At 55.3% G+C, this 16440-nt stretch carries 14 protein-coding genes; 2 read left to right on the forward strand and 12 right to left on the reverse strand.

The genetic code is table 11. The features are described from left to right. Window positions 1–78: 78 nt before the first annotated feature. Genes gspF through gspG form a run of 7 tightly spaced genes read right to left on the reverse strand, consistent with a single transcriptional unit; the run spans window position 79 to window position 8141 of the window. Window positions 79–1290 (reverse strand): type II secretion system inner membrane protein GspF, encoded by a 1212-nt coding sequence (gene gspF / locus QR290_RS16895; RefSeq protein WP_289203149.1) that lies wholly within the window; start codon window positions 1288–1290, stop codon window positions 79–81. After that, entirely contained in the window at window positions 1290–2696 is a 1407-nt protein-coding gene (gene gspE / locus QR290_RS16900) for a type II secretion system ATPase GspE (RefSeq protein ID WP_289203150.1), read from the reverse strand. Before gspE ends, gspF begins: the two co-directional genes overlap by 1 nt. Then, window positions 2693–5044 carry a type II secretion system secretin GspD gene (gene gspD, locus QR290_RS16905; RefSeq protein WP_289203151.1) on the reverse strand — a complete coding sequence of 784 codons (2352 nt, stop codon included), beginning with the start codon at window positions 5042–5044 and terminating at the stop codon, window positions 2693–2695. The genes gspE and gspD overlap by 4 nt, the downstream gene beginning before the upstream one ends. After that, a complete protein-coding gene (gene gspM, locus QR290_RS16910) occupies window positions 5041–5586 on the reverse strand; it encodes a type II secretion system protein GspM (RefSeq protein ID WP_289203152.1) in 546 nt (181 codons plus the stop codon). The genes gspD and gspM overlap by 4 nt, the downstream gene beginning before the upstream one ends. After that, window positions 5579–6724 (reverse strand): type II secretion system protein GspL, encoded by a 1146-nt coding sequence (gene gspL, locus QR290_RS16915; RefSeq protein WP_289203153.1) that lies wholly within the window; start codon window positions 6722–6724, stop codon window positions 5579–5581. Before gspL ends, gspM begins: the two co-directional genes overlap by 8 nt. Further along, window positions 6721–7674, reverse strand: a complete 954-nt coding sequence (gene gspK / locus QR290_RS16920) for a type II secretion system minor pseudopilin GspK (RefSeq protein ID WP_289203154.1) — start codon at window positions 7672–7674, stop codon at window positions 6721–6723. Before gspK ends, gspL begins: the two co-directional genes overlap by 4 nt. Before the next feature lie 8 nt (window positions 7675–7682). After that, window positions 7683–8141, reverse strand: a complete 459-nt coding sequence (gene gspG / locus QR290_RS16925) for a type II secretion system major pseudopilin GspG (RefSeq protein WP_011334561.1) — start codon at window positions 8139–8141, stop codon at window positions 7683–7685. Window positions 8142–8287: 146 nt separating this feature from the next. Between gspG and gspI the strand changes: the two genes are divergently transcribed. Both gspI and QR290_RS16935 read left to right on the forward strand, forming a co-directional pair. After that, window positions 8288–8668, forward strand: coding sequence for a type II secretion system minor pseudopilin GspI (gene gspI / locus QR290_RS16930; RefSeq protein ID WP_289203155.1), 381 nt, complete (start codon window positions 8288–8290; stop codon window positions 8666–8668). A gap of 579 nt (window positions 8669–9247) precedes the next feature. Next, entirely contained in the window at window positions 9248–9610 is a 363-nt protein-coding gene (locus QR290_RS16935; RefSeq protein WP_011333718.1) for a DUF6124 family protein, read from the forward strand. Window positions 9611–10312: 702 nt separating this feature from the next. Here the strand turns inward: QR290_RS16935 and QR290_RS16940 are convergent. The 5 genes from QR290_RS16940 to QR290_RS16960 all read right to left on the reverse strand — a co-directional run bounded on the left by QR290_RS16940 (window position 10313) and on the right by QR290_RS16960 (window position 16049). Beyond that, window positions 10313–10939, reverse strand: a complete 627-nt coding sequence (locus QR290_RS16940; RefSeq protein WP_162803833.1) for a hypothetical protein — start codon at window positions 10937–10939, stop codon at window positions 10313–10315. A 120-nt stretch (window positions 10940–11059) separates the two neighbouring features. Beyond that, the gene (locus tag QR290_RS16945; RefSeq protein WP_289203156.1) at window positions 11060–12406 is read right to left on the reverse strand and encodes a hypothetical protein; all 1347 of its coding nucleotides are present in this window, start codon (window positions 12404–12406) and stop codon (window positions 11060–11062) included. A gap of 158 nt (window positions 12407–12564) precedes the next feature. Beyond that, window positions 12565–14685 carry an AAA family ATPase gene (locus QR290_RS16950; protein WP_289203157.1) on the reverse strand — a complete coding sequence of 707 codons (2121 nt, stop codon included), beginning with the start codon at window positions 14683–14685 and terminating at the stop codon, window positions 12565–12567. A gap of 2 nt (window positions 14686–14687) precedes the next feature. Further along, on the reverse strand, window positions 14688–15131 hold the full coding sequence (locus tag QR290_RS16955; RefSeq protein ID WP_115078183.1) for a hypothetical protein: 444 nt from the start codon (window positions 15129–15131) through the stop codon (window positions 14688–14690). Between the two features lie 3 nt (window positions 15132–15134). Further along, entirely contained in the window at window positions 15135–16049 is a 915-nt protein-coding gene (locus QR290_RS16960) for a hypothetical protein (protein WP_115078184.1), read from the reverse strand. Window positions 16050–16440 lie beyond the last annotated feature (391 nt).

Here is a 16440-nt window from a genome sequence, read left to right on the forward strand (position 1 = left end):
ATGACAGAAAGGAGAACCCGAGGATGCTGTTTTTCGCGCTCGGGTGAGATCTGGCGCCGGTAAAAAAAGTTGAGAAAACTACTGCACGAGTTGATTGATCTCGATGATCGGCAACAACACCGCCATCACAATCACCAGCACCACCCCGCCCATCACCACGATCATCAGCGGCTCAAGCAATGCGGTCATGCCCATCGCCCGGCGTTCGATATCGCGAGACAGGGTCTGCGCCGCACGCTCGAGCATCGGTGGCAGCGCACCGGTTTTCTCGCCGCTGGCGATCAGGTGAATCAGCACCGGCGGGAACACGTTCTCCACTTTCAGCGCTGCCGCCAGGTTGACGCCCTCTCGCACCTTGGCGGTGGCCTCATTGACGCTCAGGCTCAGACGATCATTCGACAAGGTCTGCCGAGCCGCCTCCAGTGCCCGCAACAACGGCACCCCGGCACCGCCGAGAATCGCCAGCGTCGAGGCGAACCGTGCAGTGTTCAGCCCCAGCACAAACCGCCCGATCAATGGCAGCTTCAGCACCCGATGATGCCAACTCAATCGCGCCGCCGGGTTGCGCAGATACAGGCGCCAGCTCCAGAACGCACCGGCCATGACGCCTGCGCACAGCCAGCCCCAGGCGCGGATGAAATCACTGGCATTGAGCATCGCCAGCGTCAGCCCCGGCAGATCCTGCCGCGCCTGGGAAAACGCGCTGACCACCTGCGGCACCACGTAGCTGAGCAGGAAAATCACGATGCCGATCGACACCAGCCCGACCACGCCCGGATAGATGAACGCGGTGAGAATCTTGCCGCGCAGGGTGTTGCGCTCCTCGATGTAATCCGCCAGCCGCTCCATCACCTGCGCCAGATCACCGGACTCCTCGCCCGCCGCAATCAGCGCCCGGTAAATCTCCGGAAAATCCCGTGGCCGCGCCGCCAGCGCTTCGGCCAGGCGCATACCGCTGCGCACATCGGCGCGTACGGCGCTGAGGGTGTGGGCGATGTGTTTTTTCTCGGCCTGTTCGACCGTGGCACTCAGTGCAGCTTCCAGCGGCAAACTGGCGCCGAGCAGGCTCGACAGTTGCCGGGTGGCCCAGGCCAGATCGTTGTCCGAGAGTTTGGCGCTGAACAATCCACCGCCACCATGCTGGGAGACGTTGCTCTCCTTCTCCACCGACAACGCCGTCAAGCCGCGACCGCGCAGCACGCCAAACGCGGCGCCCTGGCTGTCCGCTTCCAGATGCCCGGATTCGATCTTGCCGCTGGCATCGGCGGCCTCAAAACGATAGCGATTCATCAGGCGTCCCGTGTCACACGAAGGATTTCTTCCGGCGCCGTGGCACCGCTGCGAATCCAGCGCTCGCCGTCCTCACGCAGGCTGAACATCCCGGCCTTGCTCGCCGCTGCACGCAACGCCTGCTCCCCTGCCCCTTGGTGAATCAGGGTGCGAATGTCGTCGTCGATACAGAACAACTCATGAATGCCGGTACGGCCGCTGTAACCGGTGTGATTGCACGCCGCACAACCCACCGGGCGCCAGGTGCCGGGCGTCGCCGGGTCTTCCTGTTTGCACTGATTGCACAACCGTCGCACCAGGCGCTGGGCCAAAACCCCGAGCATCGACGACGCCAGCAGAAACGGCTCGACGCCCATATCGACCAAGCGGTTGACCGCCGACACCGCATCGTTGGTGTGCAACGTCGCGAGTACAAGGTGACCGGTCAGCGAAGCCTGCACCGCGATCTGCGCGGTTTCCAAATCGCGGATTTCGCCGATCATGATGATGTCCGGGTCCTGCCGCAAAATGGCGCGTAGCGCGAGGGCGAAGGTCATGTCGATCTTGGCGTTGACCTGAATCTGGCTGATGCCCGGCAGGTCGTATTCCACCGGGTCTTCAACGGTGAGGATGTTGCTGGTGCTCGCATCGAGCCGCGCCAGCGCTGCATACAGACTGGTGGTTTTGCCGCTACCGGTCGGGCCGGTGACCAACACGATGCCGTGGGGCTGGCGGATCAGGTGATCGAGTTTGGCCAGCACCTGCGCGTCCATGCCCAGGGTTTCCAGATGCAGACGTCCGGCCTGTTTGTCGAGCAGACGCATCACCACTCGCTCGCCATGGCCGGTGGGCACGGTCGAAACGCGAATGTCGATCGGCCGCCCCGCTACGCGCAACGCAATCCGCCCGTCCTGCGGCAGGCGTTTTTCAGCGATATCGAGCTGGGCCATGATCTTGATCCGCGACACCAGCGCACCGTGCAACGCCTTGCGCGGCGACACCACGTCGCGCAGGGTTCCGTCGACCCGGTAGCGCACCACCGAATGGGTTTCGAACGGTTCGATGTGAATGTCGCTGGCCTCGTCCCGGGCCGCTTGGGTGAGCAAGGCGTTGATCATGCGGATCACCGGCGCGCCGTCCTGGGTGTCGAGCAGGTCGGTGATTTCCGGCATGTCCTGCATCAGGCGGTCGAGGTCGACTTCGTTTTCCGCCGCGCCAACCACTGCCGCCGCGCTGCCGGTATCGGCATAAGCCGTGGCGAGCAAACCGTCGAGTTCGTCATCGCGCACTCGCTCAAGCCTGGCCGCGCCGAACTGCCGGCGCACTTCAGTGATCGACCAGCCTGGCGTCGACGGGCACACCGTCAGCACGCCGTCGCGCAGCAGAATCCGCTGCGCCTTGGCCCAGGCGTAAGGCAATGCGCTCATTGCAGCGGCACCGCTTTGATGGTCGCGCGCGGGCCGGACACCGGTGCCGGCACGCCTTGGGCGGTGGCCGGCAACTGCGGCGCCTGCATGTCCGGCATCGCCCAGCTGCGTTCCGGTTGCAGACCGCCCTGGGCGCGGCGCATGAAATCGTAACGGTTCAGCGTGATACTGCGCCCCGCCGCGCTGTCGCGAATGATGTACGGACGCAGGAACACCATCAGGTTGGTCTTGGTGATCGAGCGGCGTTCGTTGCGAAACAGTGCGCCGATCCCCGGAATGCTGCCCAGCCATGGCACCGCGTCATTGCTCTGGCTATAGCCGTCCTGCAGCAGACCGCCGAGCACCATGATCTGGCCGTCATCGAGCAGGATGCTGGTGTCGAGCGCGCGTTTGCTGGTGACGATCCCCGCCGAATTGGCTGCCGCCGAGGCGCGTTCGTCGATGCTGCTGACTTCCTGATAGATGTCGAGCTTCACCGTGCCGCCCTCGGAAATCTGCGGCCGCACGTTGAGCTTCAAACCCACCTCTTCACGGGTCACGGTCTGGAACGGGTTGTTGCTGGTGCCCCCGCCGCCGGTCACGTAGCTGCCGCTGACAAACGGGATGGTCTGGCCGACGAAAATGCTCGCTGCTTCGTTGTCCAGGGTCAGCAGGTTCGGCGTCGACAGCACGTTGGTGCCGCCCTTGCTCTTCAGCGCTCGGGCCAGCACCTTCAGGTCGAGAATCTTGCCGATGCCGGGGATGTCGACGGTGCCGTTGACGTAGCCGAGGTTCAAACCTTGAGGCAGCACATCGAGGCTGGTCTTGCCGTTGACGTTGATCCCCGAACCACCTAGGTTGGCGCCGCCAATCACGCCTTTGCCGCCGAGGTTGCCGGTCTGCCATTGCACGCCGAATTCGCTGGCGTCGTCCTCGCCGACTTCGACGATCAGGCTTTCGATCACCACTTGCGCGCGGCGCTGGTCGAGCAGATCGATGACTTCGCGCAGGTTGCGGTACAGCGGTTCCGGCGCGGAAATCAGCAAGGTGTTAGTGGTCGCGTCGGCCTGAATGGTCACACCACCAGCGCTGAAGGCCACGTTCTGCTCGCTGCTTTGCGCGTTGCTGCTGCCACTGGTGGCGCTGCTGCCCTGAGCGTAACTGCCGCCAGTGCTGCCGCTGTTGGTGGTCGAAGTGGAGCCGTTGGATTGCGTGCCGCTCTGGCCGTTTTGCCCGCCGCCCGAGTTAGTGGAACTGCCCATGTTGCTGAGCACCGAGCGCGCATTGTCGCTGGTGCCGCTGTCGCTCTCGCCGGTCAACAATCCGCGCAGCGCTTGCGCCAGCTTGCCGGCCTGGGCGTTACGCAGATACACCACGTGCAGGTTGCTCGGGTTGCTCTGGGCGTTGTCGAGTTTGTAGATCAGGTTGCGCGCCAGCTCCGTACGCTCGGGGCTGCCCGCGCGGATGATGATGGTGTTGGAGCGCGGGTCGCCGATCACTGCGATTTTCTGGGTAGGATCGTTGCCCGGCGCATCGAGCAGGTCGGCAACCATCGGCGCGATGTCGGCGGCGATGCCGTTCTGGATCTGCACCACGTCGGTGTCGATGGCGCTAGGGGTGTCGATGCCTTGAATCAACTGCGCGACCCGCGTGAGGTTCTCCGCATAGTCGGTGACGACGATGGTGTTGTTGCCCGGATACGCGTTGATCGGGTTGTTCGGCGAGACGATCGGGCGCAGCACCGGGATCAGGTTCACCGCGTTCTCGTATTGCAGGCGGAACGTGCGGGTGAGCATGCCGTTGCCGGCCGGTTTGTCGGCGCTGTAGATCGGCCCGCCGAGCAACTTGGCATCGGCCTCCGGCACCACCTGCGCCACGCCGCCGACATCCACCACGCTGAAACCCTGCATGCGCAGCGCCGCCAGCAGCATGTCGTAAGCCTGATGCGCCGGTACCTGGCCTTCGGAGACCAGCGTCAGGTTGCCCTTGACCCGAGGATCGACCAGAAACTGCTGACCGGTGGAGCGCGACAACGCCCGTACCACCGCTTGAATATCGGCGTCGACAAAATTCAGCGTCACCGGTTGATCGCCCAACGGATTGGCCGGCAACGTGGTGCCGCGCGCGGAACCGCCACTGCGGGCGCGTTCGGTGATGTTGTGCAATTGCTTCGGCGCAGGTCTGGCCTGGGCCTGCGCACGCTCGCGGTCGAGCACCGCGTCACCACTGCGCTGGGTGTTGGCCAGCGGCCGGCCGAGTTCGCTGTCCACCAGCAGCGGCGGTTGATTCGGTGGTGTGGTGTTGCTGCACGCGCTCAATGCCATCAACAGCATCGGCAACGCCATGCGTTTGGACCCTGACCCCTTCATGAAGCTTCCTTAGCGCCCAGCGCCTGATCCATGCGTACGGTGCCCGACAGAGTGCCGGCCGTGTCATCGGTCGCGGCGTCGTCTGCGCGTTGCAGACGGGCCTCGACCACTTGCAGTGAAAAATTCCGGGGTTGGCTCAGCAGCCAGTCGAGCACGGCGTCGGCGGGTGCGGCGTCGAAGGTCAACTGCCAGCCGGCGGACGCGGCCGCCAATTGGTAATGGCCGCCCAGTCCGCTGGCTTGCAAGGTCTGTTGCATCGACTGCTCCAGGTTTTGCCCGTCGGGGCGCACACTGACGTCGCGCAACAGCACTTCCAGCGCTTCGGCCTGGGCGCGCAGTTTTGGCGTTTCGACTTGTGACGCGGCGATCTTCTTCAGCGGCGGCTGAATCAACGCCACCCACACAAACAGCCCGAGCACCAGCGCCGCCATGCCAACGACCATGCGTTTTTCCCGCACGGCCAACGGCTGCCAACGGGCCTGCAACTGAGCGTTGAAGCGCTGCCAACCGGCGCGGTATTTCGCAAGCGATGGGCTATTCATCTTCGGCTCCGCTGCTGTCGTCGTTGTCGGTGGCGGCGGTCGCCTCGCCGGCCGGGCGCAGGACCCAGCCGTCGTCGTTCGGGCTGATGCTGATGCCAGCCTGGGCCAGCGTGCCTTGCCAATCCTTGTCGTTGCCCGAACGCCGGGCCTCGGGCAGCAGACTCAATTGCAACGCGCCGTCGACAAACTCCAGCCGCTGCACCGTGCCGGCCATCGACGGCATGCCACTGCCGGCCTGCAACACCAGCCGCGTGAAATCCTGCCCCGGCGCATCCACCGCGCCTTGCTGGCGAGCCGCGATTTGCTGACGGGCCTGTTGCAGTGGATTGAGGATCACCGGCAACTCGGGGAACGCCTGCTTCACCCGCTGCGCCATCTGCGCCTTGAGCTGCTGGCCCTGCCCGGCCTCGCGAGCGGCGTACAGGTTCAAACCGATCACCCACACCGCCAGCGCCAGCGCACAGCAACCGAGCGCCCTGCCCCAGCCGCGATGTTCGGTGCCCGGTTGCTGAAGGCCGCCGTGCAGGCCCCAATTCGGCAACGGGCCGGAGCAACGTTGCGTGTCGGCCAATGTCGATTGCACCGCTTCCGGCGCGCCGTCACCGATCCAGTGCGCCGGCAGACCGGTTTCCAGCAGCCACGCTTCATCGATCATCGGCTGCACCTGCGCCGCATTCGGGCCGTGGCGCAGCAACAGATGATCGTCGTGAAGGCAACCGATGCCGCCGGCCATCACCGGCAAGCTGTAGGCCGCCGGGTACAGACCTTTGAGGTTCAAACCGAAGTGCCCGAGGCGCTGCAAATCCTTGCGTGCTACCCAGGCAATCTGCACCTGGCCGCTTTCATTGCGGGCACTGTGGGCGATGTGCATCTCCGCGCTGTCGCCGAGCATCAAAGCCTGCGCCGCACATTGCACCGCGGCAGCGGTTTTGTTCGCGGGCAGCGGCGGCAAATCGATGCTCGCCAACAGGCTGTCCGACGGGTGCAGAAAACACACCAGCGGTTGCTTAGGCAGCGCGCCGAGCCGCATGCGTTCCTGACGCGTAACCTGCCCCTGACGATCCAGCCACGCGCAATCCACATCACTGTCGAGACTCAGCTCCGCCAGCGGCGGCAAACTCACGCGCAACTGGCTCATACGCCCACCCGCGACCAGATCACTTGCGGCAACCGATCCTGACTGCGATGCAGCAACGCATCGAGGCTCACCCGCCGCTGATCCCGCCGCGCCTGCCCGCGCAGCCGGAACCAATCGCTGGTGATGCCGACCTTGACGCTGGTGATCTCCAGTTGCGGCAGTCGCAGGCGATTGACGAAATCCCCGCGATTGATGAACCAGCGCCCGGCGTCACGCTCATTGATCAACGCCTGCGCCCGCTCCAGCGACAGCCCCGGCACATAAGCCGCCAGCACTGGCGCCGTGGCCGTGTTGCCGTTGAGCCAGGTAGTCGCCGGAATCACCGTCAGGTACGGCGAGAGTTTCGCCAACAGCGCATCGTTGACCCCGTCGACACTGCGCAAATCGTCAAGCGTGCGCAGCATCGGCAAGGTCGGCGATTGTGGTTTGCGCGACGCGGACGGCGACGTGGCGCGCCCGCTATCGAAGGTGTTTTTCGCCACAGGCTTGTCCACCACTTGGGCATTCAACAGGTGCGGATAAGAGCCGATCACCCGCTGACTGATGCGCCGGCTCAAGCCGCTGCTGACACCGATCAACTCGCACAAGCGCTCGAACGCCTGCACCTGCCCATCATCGATTCGCTCGTTGGCCACCAGATTGCGCAGGTTGAACTTGCCCTGCTCGTCCTCCAGCCGCCCCTCGAAACCCTGGGTGTTCAACCGCTGCGCCCACGGCTGGTCGAGTCGGGTCAGCGGATCGCGCTGCCGGGCGTCCCACAACAATTGCCGGCTGATCTCCAACCCGCCGTGCAACACCCAACGGCCCTGCACGCGCAGTTGTTCGGCTTCCAGCGCCCGGGTCGAAACGCTCTGGCGGGTCAGCATGCCGGCAGCGATCACCGCGACCACCGCCGCGATCAGCAGCGCACTGATGATCGCCATCCCCTGCTGGTTCGATTGGCTGTTCATGACCGGCCTTACAACTGCCAGGAACCGATGTCGGCATTCACGCCGTCGCCGTCAGGCTGGCCGTCGGCACCGAGGGAAAAGATGTCGATCTCGCCGTTGGCACCGGGATTGAGGTACTGATAAGGACGACCCCACGGGTCATTCGGCAGACGCTCCAGGTACGAGCGCCAGTTGCTGTTCTTCGCATCGGCCGGCCGTTCCACCAGCACTTTCAGGCCCTGGCTCTGGCTCGGGTAAGTGCCGTGATCGAGGCGGTACAGTTTCAGCGCCTGCATCAACCCGCCAATGTCCTGCTTTGCCGCCGTGGCCCGCGCCTGATCCGGCCGGTCGAGCACCTTGGGCACCACCATCGCCGCCAGAATCCCGAGAATCACCACCACCACCATGATCTCGATCAGCGTGAAACCCTGCTGCCCACGGGGCATCCGGCTCGGTCGACTGGGCTGTTTGAATTGCGCGATATCCATCTCGTCATTCCCTGGCTTGATTCGATTCGACGCGCAGTGTTGCAAGAAGATATGTCAGGGATGTTGAAAATCCTCGGGTGTTTTCGTCGTCAAGCCGTCAAGCACGGGCGTTAGCGTCAAGGGCTGCCCGACTGCCCGAGCCCCCGATGCGCACCCCCTCCCCGCAAGCCGGATTCACCCTGATTGAAGTACTCGTCGCACTGGCGATCATCGCCGTGGCCATGTCCGCAGCTGTGCGCGTGGCGGGGTTGATGACGCAGAGCAGCGGGGTTTTGCGGGATCGGTCGATTGCGATGATTGCGGCGCAGAGTCGGATGGCGGAGTTGCGGCTGGAGGGGCGGTTGCCGATGGGGGTTAAGGCGGTGGAGTGTGATCAAGGGAAGTTGTTGTTGCGGTGTGAGCAGGTGATCGCAGCGGCAGAGAATGGGCGGTTGCTCAAAGTTGGAGTTCAGGTGTTTGACCGCAACCAAGATGCGCCGCCGCTGGCTCGGCTGGAGACGTTACTCAGCCGCCCCGAGAATCCCTAGTCCGAGCCAGCCTTAAATGTCGGCCCCCTCGATGGCAAATGAATCGGGCGTGGGACATTTCCGACACCCACATAAGGATCTACACCAACCTGCACATACCGCGTTGAATCCATAATCAACCCGATCTCTCAGGTCGATGTAAAGCGCAAGACACCTCGGTCGGCCCCCTCTCCCTCCGGGAGAGGGCTGGGGTGAGGGCCGCTCTTCAATCCACCCGTTTACCCCCTCCCAAAACCCCGTTTAAAAGACACCAACCGTAACGTCCCCAAGGCTACACAACCTTGCGTCATTACCTACGACTACGCCAGAATCCGCCGGCTTGTGCGTCTAATGCGCGGGTCTTATCGTTTCCGGGTCACTGAAAAACAGTGATCGGGTTTGGTAGCCCGCACATGAGTTCTGCACAGCATCACCATTCGCGGCGTCGTTTCGTCTCGGCTTTATGGTGGTCATGCACAGGGCACCTTCGGGTGCGCCGGGTTCCTCATGTGCCGGTCTACCAACCTGAGCATGGCCGCCACCTTCGTTTGGTAGCGAAATTGGATGGCCTCCCTTTTTGAAGCATGAGGAGTTTCATCTATGTTCAAACCGACACCCAATCCCCCCGAAACCGATCCGGTTTCCCCCTACAAATTCCCCGACTCCCGAACCCTCAACGAAGCCGCCGAACGCGCCCTCGACCACTACCTCACCCCACAACAGCGCATCATGGGCAGCCACCACAAACACGACCCCATGTACCTAGCCAACCCGGCCTACAACACCGAATCCCTGCTGGCCAACGCCAGCGAATCACTGGGATCGGCGAGCGAAATGCTCAACAACTTCGCCGCCACGCTGGAGCCTGCACATCGCAAGACTGCGATCGGGATTGCGCAGTTGGTGATGTTGAGTGAACTGGCGGTGAATCAGGCGTTGGATCATGTTGAAGTGAAGACGTGATCGGCTGATCGCTGTAGCTCAATAGTCAGAAAGAAAATGGCCGAGGTTGTCAGCCTTAACTGGCAACCTCTAAATCAAACGCGACTGATCCTTTGCTTCTAGGCAACTTGTTGAATAGCGTGAAAATAAATTTTCTGAGCTGCGTCCCTATGGAGGTCAAACGAAGGATAGAAGTGAATTTCGTGTTGAAACTCTGGCCACTGACCAGAAAGCTGTCTGCATAAAAATGCGACTTCTGCCTCTACTGTCTCCAGATCTCGTAGCGACGTGATATCACCTTCGAGTTCGGCAGTCCAAATACTTAGATTTAATCTGTGCCTTAACTTTTTCCACTTGTACCCGTGATAGCCGCCTTTACCCTTAGCACGAAAACCAAACGAAAGGCGCGAAGACATAGATTGTGATGCGACTCCCACGTAAAGGAGCTTGCCGGCTGCTGACAACGTGTACAGCTTTGGATGCTTTTCGGTACTTGCGGGTTTTGAGAACTTGCATTTCGATCCATTCGAAGAAAGTCGGTATGGGCCAACGTCAAACAGCTCAAGATGATATGTTTGCGGGGTATGTAGCTTCACGCTAAGAGGCTCCAATAAAAAAAAACAATTGGATCAGATTTATTTTCAGCAAATGAATCGGTCCCATTTCATCCTCAGCATTTGGCGAACACGAATAAAACGAATAAATTTAAGCGCTCTTCAAAAGCTAAAAATCGACCGCCTTGGACAAAATTTCGGCCTCTAAAGATAAAAGCCTTACCTGTAGCGGGAGTCGGTTCGCGGGGTGATTTTCGTCGTAAGTGGTAACGATAACATCGGACACCTCGCCAGGATCACCAATTGCTAGAGATATAGCTTTATCGATTTCGGGCACGGTCTCATCCCAAAACACGACATCACATTCATAATTGAAGTCTTTATCAAGACCAAAGGCCCGCCTTGTTATATTGCTACTCCCAACAATACCAACAAGCGGGACATTACCTTGCTTTGCCAAAAACACCTTTGCATGCCATCCCATACTTGGAATTCGCTTCTGAACAGCCGAAAAGCATGTGCATGCATTCTGAGCTTTTAGCTGCTCAAAAAAACTCGAGTACTGCGCCTTCCAACTATACGAATACAAGCCGAGCGTTGTGATTTTTAATGAATTGCAATCTCTATGAGAAACCAAGTCAAATTCAGCACCGGCAGAATACTTTGCATCATCTTGAAAAAAACCACTACACAACAACGCATTATCAACAACATCCGCTCTGAGCGCGCCAAGAATGGCAGCTCGAAACTTATTAAGTGACCCCGTCCTTCGCAGAAAAATCGCAACTCTTCTCATATATTCCAACTATCATCAAACGGTACATTGGCAGCTTTATGCCATCCAGACGGCAAAAAAATGGGACTGACCTATTTCTGAAAAACACCTAATTTTAAATAAAAACCAACCCATGACTATTTAAATAGAGCCAGAATCTTCTTCAGCATCATAATAATAGTCAATCAATCTTGCCGAAACCTCACCAACTTCAAATTCACCCAAAGCTCTCGCACCGAGTAACACAGCACTTGTTACTTCTATACTAAACCCAATATCACGACCAGGAAGCTCATCATCCTTCCTATGAGAGCCACTTGCGGAGCCCGAAAAACTTACACTCAAACCATTATCAAATACAACTCCTTCCAAGTCACCAATTTCAATTTCATCAAAAATAGAATCAGACTCTGCAATAGGACCAGAGAATTCATCGCCATTTAGTAAATCGTACTTAACATTGTCGCAAACATCCCTACAAACCTCCTCCACCTGATCCTCGGCGAGCATTTTATAGTCTAAACTTTCAAAGACTGATATTACGTGATCGAAAAGAAGATCAGATTCTAGATTTTCATTGTCAGACTTTTCGTCCTGCACAATTGCTTCGAGAGCTACCGCAAACTCTTTGGGGTCATAGTAAATATATGAAACTTTTGACAACCTTTCGTTATTAAAATTTTCGTCATTGATTAAGGAGTGAAAATTTTCGTAGCCAAAAACCATCGCGACGGTCTCTCCTAAACCCGCTAGAGATAACTGAACACCGTCTTCCTTGAGACTCTCTTCTATCGCCAGCATAAAACTATAGGACGATGGGAAACGATTTGATGCCTGCGCTGATTTTAGCCGAGCACTTGCCACGTTAAACCGCTGTCGTTCAAGCATCGCACCTTTTTGTTTTTTCTCTTCTTCTAAGTCTTCTTGATTAGCGCGACTTTTGGCTTCCCTCGCTGAGGCTAAAGCTGTTTCCGACGCTGCTACCGCAGCCTCCGCTTGCTCTTTTCGCTTTATGCCTCTTAGCTTCAATTGCTCGATTATTTCCTTACGACGGTCAATATCTAGCTGAACACTCTGTTCTAAAAACCTCTTTTCAGGATCTGCTAGTAATTTTTGCTTATTTAATACCTCCCGCTGTTTAACCTTGGCAACTTCAATCGATACAGCCTGCTGATGCAAACGTTCACCGGCGAATCTCTGTAAAGATTTCAGCACAAGCGACGCCCAAGGGAACGCAAACAAAAATAGCAACGCCATGCACAAAGGGATTACAAAAACTGTATTCCACCCGAGAAAATCAGTATTTTTGAAGTAATCAACGAGAGCTTTGATTCGCTCCGCAGCGGTGCCGTCACCCCATATTAGGATTGCCAATCTACTCCAATTACAGATTATCCACGACCCTAAAAAAGCGCCAATAAATGGATCTTCGACCTTTGTTTTCGTGTTGCCAGAGATTGATTGTAATATATCATCTAAAAACTTCATTCAGCTCACCCTTCCTTTTCCAAACTCAAAGGACTTATAAACTTAGCACTCTAAAACCCAGGGGCGAACGTCATTAAAACCTTCAAGAGCTCAAAACAAGCCACTATAAAAAATCCTTTTACATTAAGACTGCAAACCACCAAATGTTCCCAGTCAAATTAATGAATTGGCAAAATCGATTTATCCCCCAACTTAATAAGTTTGAACTCAACATTAGAGGTTGCCTCTCTATAAGTAGCTTCACTGTCATCAAACGAGGCAGCTACAATGCTTTGCAATCCATTCTCAGATGACAGTAACTGAAAGAGTGCCTGTTGGCTTTTGGTTGCCATTGAGTGCTGTCCAGGCTCGTCAAGCAATAGGAATCCCAAGTGGTTGCCATTGACAGTATGGTGAGAGGAAGTTTGGTAGATGGAAAGCAGATAGCTCCATATCAAACGAACAAAATCGCTGGCGCTGGACTCTCTCGCAATATTGCCTTTACCTTTTGGGCTGTCGTCGCCTCTTCCATTACTTGATGCTAACTGATCGTTGTAAGCTGCAGAATTGAATGGTTGTCTTTGACCATTGATTTCTCTGAGCTCAATTTTGGCAAGGTAAGGAAGAAGGTTCTCTCTGTTGAACTCAATGTCTTCGATTGCCGCGCTGTGGTAGTCGAATGCACTGATATTGGCACGGAACATTCTTTCGAAGAGTGAATACTTAGCAAGGTCAGCGGATGAGTAATGATCACCCGACATCATTCCCCGGGCTTTTTGATTGTCGAAGAACCGTTTCGACAGCGCGCCGAGATCGGCGAGTGCCCGATCATAGCTTTCTTCAAACTTAGTAAGTTCTTCGAGCTCCATTTCAATTTGCAACTGCAGTCTAATACCAGCCTTTGACACAGTCGAATTAGAGTTCAGATCGGATCTTAGCGCTCGAAGTGCAGATTTTATTGTTGACAGCGACCTTGCCAATTGATCCTTTAGTGCTTCAGCCTCTTTCATCGATTGATCAATCCCCCCCCTTTCTCTTTCGAGCATTCTCAACTGAGAAGAAAGGTAGTCTATGTTTGTCTCGATATCCATATGCGGTGTACTCTCGTGTAGATCCACGAGCGAGTGACCAATAGATTGGTGACAAGCAGGACAAGAATTGATAGCAGTAGATAAATTTATCGATGCACCAAACTTTATCAACTTCTGCGCAGCTTGGTTTTTAGTTAATTCATCTTTAGCCTGCTGAGTATTGAGCCTATTACTATTTAGGTTAATACGGAACAATGCGAGATCACCCAAGCACGTCTCATAAGCGACTGTAAGACGCTCAAGCTCATTAGTGCGAGCCTCAATCGCTGTAGTTATTTCTTGCGTTGGAGTCTCGCCTTGATTAGAAAGCTTCAAACCAATATTTTTATGCTCCTCAATTTTGCGTTTCCTGTACTCTAGAATGCTTTCAGTTACACCACCCGAAGCTTTATGAAAGCTGACTAGATTCACATTGAAATCTGGCACTGGAAACTTTGAAATATTGGTAAATTTAAACCCTTGTTTGAGAGTTTCTCCCAAAAGCGTTCGATAAGAAATTTGCCACTCATCATAAATTTGCTTGGACTCTTGGTCTAAAACGTCGCGTTTGGCATCCGTTTCAAACACATCTGTACCAACCAAAAAGTCGACAATTTTAATGCGCGCATCCCTTACACCAAAATAGGGAAGATTGGCAATGTAATCAGTCCAACCGCGCTTTTGCTCGATCACCATCGCGGCGAAGATATACTGTAAATAAAGCTTGGCTGGCTTGTTATTTGTCCTTGGCACCAGCGGCAGTTCCAAACCAAGAAATTGCTCAAAGTACCTAAAGAAACCTTCTTCAATTTGCGCGCTGTTTGCATCATGGATAAATTTGTACAGAGTGGGCGCTGCTTCCCCCTTCGTTAAAACGGAGCACTCTTGAATTCGTACAAGTTTAGTACTAATTCCATTCTCCCTAACGCTCCGTCTTGCGGTAATTGTCTTACCGTTGCTTTCAATTTCGATTGTAACCCGAGAGGTCTGAATCTGATGTTTAACCCCATCATGCTCCAAGTAATCCTTCAAGGCATAGGTCAGCGCATTTTCATTCTGCGCGCCCAACAACTCCTCCATGCCGATGGCATACATGATCGCGTGAACAATTGTACTTTTACCAGCAGAGTTCCTGCCACGGATAATGTTCAAGTTACGGCTAAATTCTGTAAAAAACCCAAACGGCCCATCGTCCGTCTGGATATCAATATGAATTGCTTTTATGTACATCGCTATTCCCATCCCTTGGACACGGCATTCACCATATCTTCCGTAATTTTCTTACCAATCGATTTCAGCGCGGCTTTTTCTTCTATCAATATAGACTCATCAGAAAGTATCAGCTTTACATAAGATTTCCCGGAGGAAGTTAGTTCAAAGCCATTTGCGGTAGGCGATATCAATGATTCACTGAATGCAAGATTAAGCGCTATTGCCATCGCAGGATCGAACCCCCAAATTGGGAGCTGTAATTGGCCTTGTTCGGCACCAATTGTTAGTGATCGCGTACGCTCAGGAGTCTTGAGTGCCCAGTTCAAGAGGTGGATTTTGGGAAGGCTTGATTTACCACCGCGACCAGACACGTGGAGAATCAAAAGCGCCTGGGAAATCTTGTAGAGAGGGCGAAGCTCCGAGAGTACCGGAATCGGCCGCCTTATAAATTTTAGCTGAGCCATGATTTACTCATTGAAGTCCAGTTCGCAGATTGCAAGCCATCGCGCGACAGTCCTTCGCACCACATCATTTGCCATGGACTTATCTATATTTAGATGGCGATCAGTGGTCAAGTATTCCATCAACCGATCCCTCACTAGAGTCGTAAGTTCCTCGGGGGTTGCCTCAGATGTCAGCCTCCACTCCAGAACGTCTTGCTCAAAGGAATTTACTATTCTGGCGACATTTACATAAGTTTGTGGCGATCGGTCATACAGCGATTGAAAATATGTATCGTGATCCAGAAAGCTATTGGTTGTGAGCTTAACCAGTTCTTCTACTTTTTTTGCAGGCCTCCCAGGCATCCGCAGGCGACACTTTCTTTCAAGATTCTCGTCGTACGGCTCAAGAGTAGTACTAACTCTTGGCAAAGACTCTGACGAGGAGCCCATGCATGGAGGAAGACCTTCTGTAATCCGCAGCATGTTGAATTCTTTTATATAGAACTCATGATCATGGAGCAAGATTGTAAAATTTTCATCAAGGTGCGGAAGACTCCACCCCCGGACTTCTGTCTGTTTAGTCTGGGTATATGAGTGTAATTTGTTTCTGCTAATTTCGGGGGTGACAAAACACCAATTCTTAATTCTTGTCTCACCCAAAATCCTTTGCAAATCAACGGCATAATCTTTAAGTTTTTTTAGATCGTCGTTGATCTTCGTGCGCTGCTTTTCATAGAGCTCATCTTGATGATAGAGCCTTTCTGGGCAGTAGCATTGAAACGCATAACCAGTGTGTTTCGTATATCCTTCTATCCCAAAATCACCGGGAGACGCCGGTATATGCTGATATCCGTCGTCGCCATGTTTTAGTTTAAATGCGAGCTGACACTGCGCTTCCCAAGTTGTACCTGTGAATTTACCAACGGGTGTAGTGATCACTGCATGCCTGCCTTTTGAATATTCATCGGGAGGCGATGCTCATCGTATCCTTCCGAATTCTATTGGCGCCGGGGGGGACACCATCGGTTTACTTCGTGCGGCCTCGCGACCTCGAATGTCCCAGAAGCTATCAAATCGCTATCAACCGGTCTAGCAGGAACCGACAATTTGGATCCGATCAGTAAATTAACTGTTTATCCATACAGATAAAATACATTCGCCTATGCCGATTGGACCTATTGGAGGCGAGAAGGAATAGCGCATATTTTCAAATCCAGCGGAAGACTCTGGCAAAAAGTGAGTACGAGCATTCTTGCCTGATCCGTCCCGTACTTTTACCAAACCGGAGTCAAGAGACCGATTTTTTCGACTGAGGCATCAATATAACTTC

Origin of the sequence: Pseudomonas fluorescens (assembly GCF_030344995.1) — a bacterium.
Classification (GTDB): Bacteria; Pseudomonadota; Gammaproteobacteria; order Pseudomonadales; family Pseudomonadaceae; genus Aquipseudomonas; species Aquipseudomonas fluorescens_BF.

Excerpts from the sequence above, each read along its gene's own strand:
- QR290_RS16935 (WP_011333718.1), top strand. The coding sequence starts at position 9,248 with ATGTTCAAACCGACACCCAATCCCCCCGAAACCGATCCGGTTTCCCCC.
- gspM (WP_289203152.1), bottom strand. The coding sequence starts at position 5,586 with ATGAATAGCCCATCGCTTGCGAAATACCGCGCCGGTTGGCAGCGCTTC.
- gspK (WP_289203154.1), bottom strand. The coding sequence starts at position 7,674 with ATGAACAGCCAATCGAACCAGCAGGGGATGGCGATCATCAGTGCGCTG.
- gspG (WP_011334561.1), bottom strand. The coding sequence starts at position 8,141 with ATGGATATCGCGCAATTCAAACAGCCCAGTCGACCGAGCCGGATGCCC.
- QR290_RS16940 (WP_162803833.1), bottom strand. The coding sequence starts at position 10,939 with ATGAGAAGAGTTGCGATTTTTCTGCGAAGGACGGGGTCACTTAATAAG.
- gspF (WP_289203149.1), bottom strand. The coding sequence starts at position 1,290 with ATGAATCGCTATCGTTTTGAGGCCGCCGATGCCAGCGGCAAGATCGAA.
- QR290_RS16950 (WP_289203157.1), bottom strand. The coding sequence starts at position 14,685 with ATGTACATAAAAGCAATTCATATTGATATCCAGACGGACGATGGGCCG.
- gspL (WP_289203153.1), bottom strand. The coding sequence starts at position 6,724 with ATGAGCCAGTTGCGCGTGAGTTTGCCGCCGCTGGCGGAGCTGAGTCTC.
- gspI (WP_289203155.1), top strand. The coding sequence starts at position 8,288 with ATGCGCACCCCCTCCCCGCAAGCCGGATTCACCCTGATTGAAGTACTC.
- QR290_RS16955 (WP_115078183.1), bottom strand. The coding sequence starts at position 15,131 with ATGGCTCAGCTAAAATTTATAAGGCGGCCGATTCCGGTACTCTCGGAG.
- gspD (WP_289203151.1), bottom strand. The coding sequence starts at position 5,044 with ATGAAGGGGTCAGGGTCCAAACGCATGGCGTTGCCGATGCTGTTGATG.
- QR290_RS16945 (WP_289203156.1), bottom strand. The coding sequence starts at position 12,406 with ATGAAGTTTTTAGATGATATATTACAATCAATCTCTGGCAACACGAAA.
- gspE (WP_289203150.1), bottom strand. The coding sequence starts at position 2,696 with ATGAGCGCATTGCCTTACGCCTGGGCCAAGGCGCAGCGGATTCTGCTG.